This is a genomic window from Candidatus Desulfolinea nitratireducens, from assembly GCF_982879505.1.
Map to the genome: position 1 here is coordinate 1 of NZ_CEYOSI010000152.1, position 8,702 is coordinate 8,702.

An 8,702-nucleotide genomic window follows, 5' to 3' on the forward strand; every position below is an offset into this window, starting at 1 on the left:
GAAGCCATTTTAAAAAATCATCCTTGCAAAGACCCATATTATTCTGTCGCATATTGATGACGGCCTTGCCGCCGCATTTTTTACATTTCATTTTTTCACTCAGAAAACTAAAGTCTTCAGATTTTTAGATATCCCAAAGTGTGGAGACTTCGGAATCCAGATCAGTAGGGTTATCAGCAGGAACCCGTTCCTTTGGAAGGAACGGGTTCCTCATAAGGTTCCTCATCTTCATCATCCACCAGAGATAACAGAAACAAGCTTGATCGTCTCACCATCTTTCAACATATTATCCTCGGTCAGCAATTCACCCTCGCGCACACAAATCACAGATTCGGGGAGGATTTCAAGCTTTTTCAATGCTGAAAGCAGGGTCATGCCGGCTTTGACTTCGTATTTTTGATTTCGTAAAATTAGAGTAGTTGTATTTTTCATCATTCACCTTTTGGAGGGAGATTTTACCACCTCTTGCTTGACATCCCCCCTCCCATGCCGTAGGATTTGAGCATGAGTAAACATAACCAAAAAATCGGAGGTTGGGGCGAGGAGATCGCTGCCGTCTATTTGCAGGAAAAGGGTTATCAGCTTGTGGACCGGAATGTCCGCACTCCCTATGGCGAAATTGACCTGATCGTCCGACGTGACGAGATCACAGTCTTCGTCGAGGTCAAAACGCGGACCTCGGCTCGCTACGGATATCCCGAAGAATCGATCAACGCCCGAAAACAGGAGCATATGTTCGCTGCCGCCGAATATTATTCCCAGGAGAAAGCGCTCGAGCATTGGCAAATTGATGCGGTTTCTGTAGAAGGAAAACCGTCGGGAGTAAAGCCAAAGATCACCCATTTTGAAGATGTTCTGTGAGTTGGAAGGTTGGATAGTGTGAATGTTGAAAGTTTAACGCCCCCCCTCATCGCAATAATCGGCCCAACGGCTGTCGGCAAGACAGAGTTATCCCTTCAGCTTGCAGAGCGACTCAATGGAGAGATCATCTCATCGGATTCGCGCCTTTTTTATCGCGGGATGAATATCGGCACGGCCAAACCCTCTGCTGAGGAGCTGGCTCGAGTCCCCCACCATCTGATCGATGTAGCTGATCCTGATGAAATTTGGTCACTGGCAACCTTCCAAAAGGCGGCACAAAAGGCGATAGCTGAGATACGAGAACGTGGCAAATTGCCATTCCTTGTCGGGGGTACAGGCCAATATTTGCGTGCTGTGACAGAGGGTTGGCTCCCACCAAAAGTGGAGGCAGATGAACGGTTAAGGGCTGAACTGGAGAAGATGAAAGAAAGTAATGGGCCTGAATGGCTGCACGCTAAACTTGCAATCCTTGATCCTCAGGCAGCTGCTAAGATCGATTATCGAAACGTGCGCCGCACCATCCGAGCTATGGAAGTCATATTGACAACAGGAAAGAAATTCTCGTCTCAAAGGAAAAGCGGGACATCTCCCTACAATTTGCTAACAATCGGATTGAAACGCCCCCGCGCAGAGCTCTACGACCGCGTGGACCTGCGCATCGAGGCAATGTTCGCCGCTGGACTGCTGGGTGAGGTGCAGGGGTTACTTGATGAAGGCTATGCGGCAGAGCTACCAAGCATGTCTGCGATCAGTTACCGAGAGTGTGTGGCGATCTTAAATGGAGAGATGACCCAGGACGAAGCGATCACGCAAATTAAACGGATAACCCGCGTTTTCGTACGGAGGCAAGCCAATTGGTTCAAAGAGGATGATGCCAGTATCCATTGGTTCGATGCGGGCAGTGCGGAGTCAGTCATCCACATTGAGAAATTGATCCGTAACTGGTTGATCAAAATGGGGTTTCAACGGATTTTTTCCTGTATAATAGATTCAATAAAATAGCCAAAGAAATTTCTCTCAAGTTAATAGGAGGAGGCTCCCCATGGAAAATGTCTGGTTAAAGAACTACGATGTTGGTGTTCCACAGAATATTGATTATCCACAAAAACCATTATTCCATTTTTTGGAAGATGCCGCACAAAAGTATCCTGATAAGGCTTGTACAATTTTCAAGGGGGCAGAAGTAACTTATAAAGAAATGGATGAGATTACGGATACACTGGCAGGTGCTTTGGCAGATTTGGGGGTGAAAAAGGGCGACCGCGTGGGTATTTTTATGCCGAATACGCCACAGTTTGTAATGGCTTATTATGGTGTATTGAAAGCCGGGGGAGTCGTCGTTGCCTCTAACCCGCTATATACAGCATCTGAAATCGCTCATCAGGCCAAAGATGCTGGTATCGAAATAATGCTTGTAATGAGCAATTTTTATCAGACAGTAAAATCTGCTCAAGACCAGACAAATGTCAAGACCATCATCGTCACCAATCTTAAGGAAACGCTCCCGGCCCTGACGCGTGTACTTTTTACCCTCGCCGTCGAGAAAAAGGGCGGACACCGCATTGAAGGCGGATTAGCAGAGGGCGATATCTGGATGAAGGATTTGCTGGAAAAATATCAACCTTCGGATCGTCCCAAGCTGGATATTGGTCCCGATGATTCATGTTTATTCCAATATAGTGGCGGGACGACTGGAGTTCCAAAAGCAGCGGTTGCACTACATCGCAATATTGTTGCCAATTCTTTACAAATTGCCAAATGGATGACCAACCTTGAGATTGGCAAAGAAGTTGTCCTGATGGCTATTCCGCTTTTCCATGTTTACGGTATGGTGGCCGGGATGAATTTTGGATTTGCAACCGGATCTACCCTGGTGATGGTTCCAAATCCTCGTGACCTCAAGGATGTGCTTGACAATATCAGCAAATACCGCGCCTCGATCTTCCCCGCCGTACCTACTTTATATAATGCGATCAACAATCATCCTGATGTGCTGGCAGGGAAATATGATTTATCCTCGATCAAGGCCTGCATCTCTGGATCTGCAGCCTTAATGCGTGAGACCAAAGATAAATTTGAAGAATTGACCGGTGGCAAAGTTTCTGAAGGCTATGGCCTCTCTGAAGCACCAACTGCATCCCACTGTAATCCACTGGCTGGTGTGAATAAAACCGGCTCAATTGGGATGCCACTGCCAGATGTCGACTGCAGGATCGTAAGTCTCGATGATGGTGAAACCGAGGTGGCAATTGGTGAAATCGGCGAAATCATCCTTAAGGGGCCGCAGGTGATGCATGGCTACCATAATATGCCCACTGAAACCGCCAATGCTTTGCGAGAATGGAATGGTGGAACCTGGCTCTATACCGGTGATATCGCCCGCATGGACGAGGATGGTTATTTCTATATTGTTGACCGGAAGAAAGAACTGATCAAACCAGGTGGTTTCCAGGTTTGGCCACGTGAAGTTGAAGAAGCGATCTCAGATCATCCGAAGGTACTCGAAGTAGGTGTGGCAGGTATTCCAGACCCCTATCGCGGTGAAACTGTAAAAGCATGGGTAGTGGTCAAACCAGGCGAAACGCTTACCGAGGAGGAAATCAAGGAATTTTCAAGAGAAAAGCTGGCAAAATATAAGGTTCCCTCGCATGTGGAATTCCGTGACGAGCTACCGAAAACAACGGTCGGCAAGATTTTGCGGCGCGAGTTGGTTCGTCAGCATAAAGAGACAGAAGGGTAAAGAGAAAATATAATCGCAGCAAAACATAAAACGAGGTCTTCTTTGATGAAGACCTCGTTTTATTTTTCTAATACTGCGCTACAAACTTATGCGATTTGTGGCGTACCACTCTTCTTTTCAAATGGCGGTGGGAAGATCGCTTCGAACTCTTTTCGGTTAATGCTTTCTTTTTCGATCAATTCATCCGCAACCGCATTTAATTCCTTGCGATATTTTTTCAAAATACTCTTGGCTTTTTTATATGCCTGGTCTACAAGTTTGCGGACTTCGGCGTCAATTTTTTCAGCAACCGCATCAGAATAATCGCGTTGTTCTGAAATTTCACGACCCAGGAAAATAAGTTCCTCTTTTTTTCCGTAGGTCATCAAACCAAGTTCTTCGCTCATGCCGAGACGAGTGACCATCATACGTGCCATCGTGGTCACTTGTTCGAGGTCGCTGGATGCACCCGAAGTAATATCATCAAAAATTTCTTCTTCTGCAACACGACCACCAAGGGCATAAGCCAATGTAGCCATCAATTTCTTGCGAGATTGCAACATCCGATCTTCATCGGGACGGAACCAGGTAATACCACCGGCCTGCCCGCGTCCAACAATAGTCACTTTTTGGACAGGATCAGCTTCAGCAATTGCATTGCCAACAACCGCATGTCCAGCCTCATGATAGGCGATGATCCGTTTTTCTTCATCTGATATCAGACGGGATTTGCGCTCGGGGCCCATCACGACACGCTCAATCGCTTCCTCAAGATCCTCTTGACCGATCGATTTTTTGTTTCGGCGAGCGGCTAAAAGCGCACCCTCGTTGATCAGGTTTTCAAGATCTGCACCCACAAAACCCGGCGTGCCGCGAGCGAGGGAACCCAAATCCACTTTGGGATCAAGGGGCTTGCCTTTGGCATGAACCTTTAGAATGGCTTCGCGTCCTACCATATCCGGGCGATCCAGCATCACGCGACGATCAAAACGTCCAGGGCGAAGCAAGGCTGGGTCAAGAATGTCCGGGCGGTTTGTCGCCGCGACCATGATCACATTGGTATCCGTGTCAAATCCGTCCATTTCAACAAGCATCTGGTTAAGAGTCTGTTCACGTTCATCGTGAGAACCGCCCAATCCTGCGCCACGTTGGCGACCGACCGCGTCGATCTCATCCACAAAGATGATGCAAGGGGCATGACGTTTGGCTTGTTCGAAAAGATCACGAACACGACTTGCGCCAACACCGACGAACATTTCGACAAATTCAGAACCAGAAATTGAGAAGAAGGGGACACCAGCTTCACCTGAGACAGCTTTTGCCATCAGGGTTTTACCTGTACCCGGAGCACCAACCAGCAGAACGCCCTTGGGGATGCGTGCTCCAAGCTGGATAAATTTCTCCGGCTCTTGCAGGAACTCGACAATCTCGCTCAGTTCTTCTTTTGCCTCATCAACACCTGCCACATCTTCAAAAGTGATAGTGGGGTTTTCACCTGTGAACATACGAGCACGAGATTTGCCAAAAGACATCGCCTGATTATTACTTCCCTGCGCCTGACGAAAGATAAACCAGAGTATGCCGGCCATAAAGAGAACCGGTAAAATATATAATGCACTGGCTAAAAATCCAGACCATGCACTCGGGGGACGCGCTTCAACCTTGACTTTTCCAGAAGATAAAGCTTCAGAAGAAACACCCAAATTAATTAACTGTTCAACCAGGGTGCTGGATGGCTCTTTATGAGAAATACGCTCAATGGCATCGTCACCCGCTCCGTAGATTACGACAATCTTGTCGTCTTTTTCAACAAGAATACGGTTGACTTTTTGCGCCTGCACATCCTGAGCAACTTCGCTTATTGACAGAGGCTCATTTGAGATTGCGTCCTGCCTGACACTCATATACACCATTGCTATGATCGCAATGAAGAGTAAGGTATAAACTAAAAATGATTGACTTCGTTTAGATTCCACAGAATCCTCCTGTTCGAGGAGATTATACCAATCTCTATCCTAAAAATACACTATTTAGAGATTTTCATATAATTTTCTAAGATAATTGATTATTGGGTATTTAGATGATCTTGCGGTGCAAATTATTACAGAATTATCAATTCAGTTGGGCAATGATCTGAACCAAGAACATCATCATGGATGATCACATCCTGAACGCGCGGGAGCAAGTTTTCTGAGACCAGGAAATAGTCAATCCGCCAACCAACATTATTGGCACGCGCATTCCCTCGGGAAGACCAATATGAATATTGTTCCTTTTCAGGATAAAGGTGCCGAAATGGATCTACAAAGCCATGCTCCAAATAGCGGTCTATCATGGCACGCTCCTCGGGTAAAAAGCCGGAAGTTTTCTGATTTGATTTATGATTCTTCAAATCGATTTCGTTATGGGCAGTGTTGAAATCACCAGTAATTATGACTGATTCACCTGCTGCTTGAAGGGCATCGCAGGTCGCGAGGAGAGTCTCGTAAAAATCGAGTTTATATTCGACCCGTTCATGCCCTCGTCGTCCATTCGGGAAATATATATTATATAAATAAAAGTCGGGATAGCGTGTCCGAATGACGCGCCCCTCCGAGTCAAAACGCGGCTCATTCATTCCCAACATTACTTCCTGCGGAGTTTCCTTGGTCCAGGTTGAGACACCGCTATAGCCCTTTTTCTCAGCTGGATTCCAAATAAACTCATAGCCAGGAACACTACGCTGATCCTCTTCCAGTTGCTCAGGCAAAACGCGTGTTTCCTGTAAACATAAGGTATCAGGCGATTGATCTGTAATCCAACTCAAAACACCCTTTTTCAGGGCTGCTCGAAGCCCATTTACATTCCATGTAATTATATTCATTGTATCGGCTCTTTTCTTATGGTAAACTTAGCAAAATTAATAAAAAAGATCAAATCTTATTATGGACGATAAAAAAATACGAATTCTTTGCATTGAAGACGAACCAGAAATGATTGATTTGATTCGCCTGATTCTCAACCGACACGGGTTCGATGTGCAAGGCGCAGGTGGTGGCAAAGAAGGGCTTTCCACAGCCAAAAATGAACTGCCTGATTTGATATTACTCGACCTTATGATGCCGGATATGGATGGTTGGGAAGTATACCAGCAATTAAAAGCCAGTGAAAAAACAAGACTAATTCCGGTCATAATCGTCACAGCTAAGGCCCAAGAGGTTGATAAGGTACTTGGCTTGCATATTGCCAAGGTGGATGATTATATCGCCAAACCCTTTAGCCCCCAGGCTCTCCTGGATAGTGTCCAAGGTGTGTTAGCTAAAACCGCAACTTAGATCATAGATCACGGCCTGGAATCGAGCTGGGCGGCAAAAGCCGCCCTATTTTTTTATGTCCACATTTCATATTATTCACGTTCATAATCTGGATATTTCCTCCCAAGCGCTTCTACAAATCAAATACTGCGCCTCCTTTCTTTGCCGTTTACGCGGTCTAACATTTAGACGCGAGCTTTCGCCAACCGAAGGCTTGCTACTTGTCCAAAAACGGGATAGCCGCCTCGACGCTTCCATCCACATGCTCGCCGTTAGTTTTGATCTAACAGTGATATGGATTGACTCATCCATGACGGTGGTAGATAAGGTCTTGGCAAAAAGTTGGCATTTATCTTATGCCCCAAAAAAAATAGCCAAGTATATTTTAGAAATCCATCCCGATCGTTGGGATGATTTTAATATCGGAAACAAGGTCAAATTTGAAGATATTTAAATTAATCTATCCTTTTTTTGTCGTATTATTTCTTTTACTCGCTTCGCTCATACCAACCCCCGTAGCAGCACAAGAATCTGATGAAGGCCCAACTTATATCGTCCAATCGGGAGATACCCTTTGGGATATCGCCTCACGATTTAATATCGATCTTGACGATCTCATGGAAAGCAACGGCCTTGAAGACGGCAATTTGGTCATCGGCCAGGAGCTGATCATCCCCGGGCTGGAGGGGGTAAGTGGCGTTTTAAGAACAGAAACAGTTCCTTATGGCGATAATCTGCGTAGTTTGGAACGGCGCACGCAGGCCCCTCAGAGTATTCTCCGCAAGCTGAATCGCCTTGTCAGCCCTACAGAGCTATATGCAGGTGTCAGTCTTATCGTTCCCCTTGATGATGATCTCCCCTCCCTGTCAGCAAGGGTTTCCCTTGCGCCGGGTGAAACCTTGCTTGAAGAGGCCATACGCCAGGATAGTGATCCGTGGATATTGCTTGAGATCAACAATTTAAGCGGTGCATCCACTGTGCTTCCTGGCGAAGTTTTATATGCACCAGCGAGTGATACCACCGAAGAGATTGCCAATGGTCTGCCCTCAGCTTTTTTATCCGCCCGTGTGGATACACTTCCTTTAGGTCAGGGGGACACGGCTACGATCAGAGTCTCTGTAGCAGAAAATGTAGCGCTAAGTGGCTCTCTGGTTTCTAACCAGGAATATGATCTACAATTTTTCCCTGACGGTGTAAATAATTTTGTTGCCTTGCAGGGCGTTCATGCGATGACAGAGCCGGGTGCGTACCCTCTCAGGCTGGAAGCAACTTATCCTGATGGCAGAGTAGAATCTTTCGAACAGATGGTACTCATCATTTCTGGTGGCTATCCAAATGATCCAATATTGATCGTTCCGCCAGAAACCCTCGACCCAACAATTACCCAAGGTGAGCAGGGTGAACTGACCGAAACGATCTCCCAAGCCAATCCTGAACGATTCTGGAGTGGGGTTTTCGATAATCCATCCGTCTTTGAAGATTGCTTCACTTCTCGCTATGGGAGCAGACGTGAATATCGGGCCAACGACCAAAGCGTTACTTTCGATGGTTTCCATAGTGGGCTGGATTTTTGCGGCGGAACGGGTTTACAGATAAATTCCGCGGCAGATGGAGTGGTCGTCTTTGCCGGAGATACAATTGTACGCGGCAACGCCACGATTATTGATCATGGCTGGGGAGTTTTCACAGGATATTGGCACCAATCTGAAATCTATGTTTCTGTTGGAGATAGAATTGAAGCCGGGCAAGCGATTGGTCTTGTTGGGGCGACAGGGCGCGTAACAGGCGCACACCTTCATTGGGAGGTCTGGGTCAATCAGGTACAGGTC

Annotated in this window: 9 protein-coding genes and 1 pseudogene; 6 read left to right on the forward strand and 4 right to left on the reverse strand. The window is 46.5% G+C overall.

The window, feature by feature from the left end; translation table 11 throughout:
- Both AC3DOM_RS12680 and AC3DOM_RS12685 read right to left on the reverse strand, forming a co-directional pair.
- Nucleotides 1-91 (reverse strand): annotated as a pseudogene (locus tag AC3DOM_RS12680) (ATP-binding protein); the annotation flags it as partial.
- 140 nt (nt 92-231) lie between these two features.
- Complete coding sequence (locus AC3DOM_RS12685) at nt 232-432, reverse strand: MoaD/ThiS family protein (RefSeq protein WP_487919415.1); 201 nt, start codon at nt 430-432, stop codon at nt 232-234.
- A 72-nt stretch (nt 433-504) separates the two neighbouring features.
- Between AC3DOM_RS12685 and AC3DOM_RS12690 the strand changes: the two genes are divergently transcribed.
- From AC3DOM_RS12690 to AC3DOM_RS12700, 3 genes are read left to right on the forward strand one after another with little or no spacing between them, the layout of a single operon-like run.
- The gene (locus AC3DOM_RS12690) at nt 505-861 is read left to right on the forward strand and encodes a YraN family protein (protein WP_487919416.1); all 357 of its coding nucleotides are present in this window, start codon (nt 505-507) and stop codon (nt 859-861) included.
- A gap of 18 nt (nt 862-879) precedes the next feature.
- On the forward strand, nt 880-1,863 hold the full coding sequence (miaA, locus tag AC3DOM_RS12695; protein WP_487919417.1) for a tRNA (adenosine(37)-N6)-dimethylallyltransferase MiaA: 984 nt from the start codon (nt 880-882) through the stop codon (nt 1,861-1,863).
- A gap of 40 nt (nt 1,864-1,903) precedes the next feature.
- Complete coding sequence (locus AC3DOM_RS12700; RefSeq protein ID WP_487919418.1) at nt 1,904-3,601, forward strand: long-chain-fatty-acid--CoA ligase; 1,698 nt, start codon at nt 1,904-1,906, stop codon at nt 3,599-3,601.
- Nucleotides 3,602-3,687: 86 nt separating this feature from the next.
- On the opposite strand, the gene ftsH is transcribed toward AC3DOM_RS12700, so the two are convergent.
- Together ftsH and AC3DOM_RS12710 are read right to left on the reverse strand one after the other, a co-directional pair.
- Entirely contained in the window at nt 3,688-5,556 is a 1,869-nt protein-coding gene (ftsH, locus tag AC3DOM_RS12705; protein ID WP_487919419.1) for an ATP-dependent zinc metalloprotease FtsH, read from the reverse strand.
- 125 nt (nt 5,557-5,681) lie between these two features.
- Nucleotides 5,682-6,443, reverse strand: a complete 762-nt coding sequence (locus tag AC3DOM_RS12710; protein WP_487919420.1) for an exodeoxyribonuclease III — start codon at nt 6,441-6,443, stop codon at nt 5,682-5,684.
- Nucleotides 6,444-6,504: 61 nt separating this feature from the next.
- On the opposite strand from AC3DOM_RS12710, the gene AC3DOM_RS12715 reads away from it, so the two are divergent.
- From AC3DOM_RS12715 to AC3DOM_RS12725, 3 genes are all read left to right on the forward strand, one after another.
- A complete protein-coding gene (locus tag AC3DOM_RS12715; RefSeq protein ID WP_487919421.1) occupies nt 6,505-6,894 on the forward strand; it encodes a response regulator transcription factor in 390 nt (129 codons plus the stop codon).
- A gap of 55 nt (nt 6,895-6,949) precedes the next feature.
- Nucleotides 6,950-7,327, forward strand: coding sequence for a DUF192 domain-containing protein (locus AC3DOM_RS12720; RefSeq protein ID WP_487919422.1), 378 nt, complete (start codon nt 6,950-6,952; stop codon nt 7,325-7,327).
- Nucleotides 7,314-8,702 (forward strand): LysM peptidoglycan-binding domain-containing protein (locus AC3DOM_RS12725; RefSeq protein WP_487919423.1); only part of this gene is annotated, 1,389 nt, incomplete at its 3' end. The genes AC3DOM_RS12720 and AC3DOM_RS12725, both read left to right, overlap by 14 nt.

Excerpts from the sequence above, each read along its gene's own strand:
- AC3DOM_RS12685 (WP_487919415.1), bottom strand. The coding sequence starts at position 432 with ATGAAAAATACAACTACTCTAATTTTACGAAATCAAAAATACGAAGTC.
- AC3DOM_RS12690 (WP_487919416.1), top strand. The coding sequence starts at position 505 with ATGAGTAAACATAACCAAAAAATCGGAGGTTGGGGCGAGGAGATCGCT.
- AC3DOM_RS12700 (WP_487919418.1), top strand. The coding sequence starts at position 1,904 with ATGGAAAATGTCTGGTTAAAGAACTACGATGTTGGTGTTCCACAGAAT.
- AC3DOM_RS12710 (WP_487919420.1), bottom strand. The coding sequence starts at position 6,443 with ATGAATATAATTACATGGAATGTAAATGGGCTTCGAGCAGCCCTGAAA.
- AC3DOM_RS12715 (WP_487919421.1), top strand. The coding sequence starts at position 6,505 with ATGGACGATAAAAAAATACGAATTCTTTGCATTGAAGACGAACCAGAA.
- AC3DOM_RS12720 (WP_487919422.1), top strand. The coding sequence starts at position 6,950 with ATGTCCACATTTCATATTATTCACGTTCATAATCTGGATATTTCCTCC.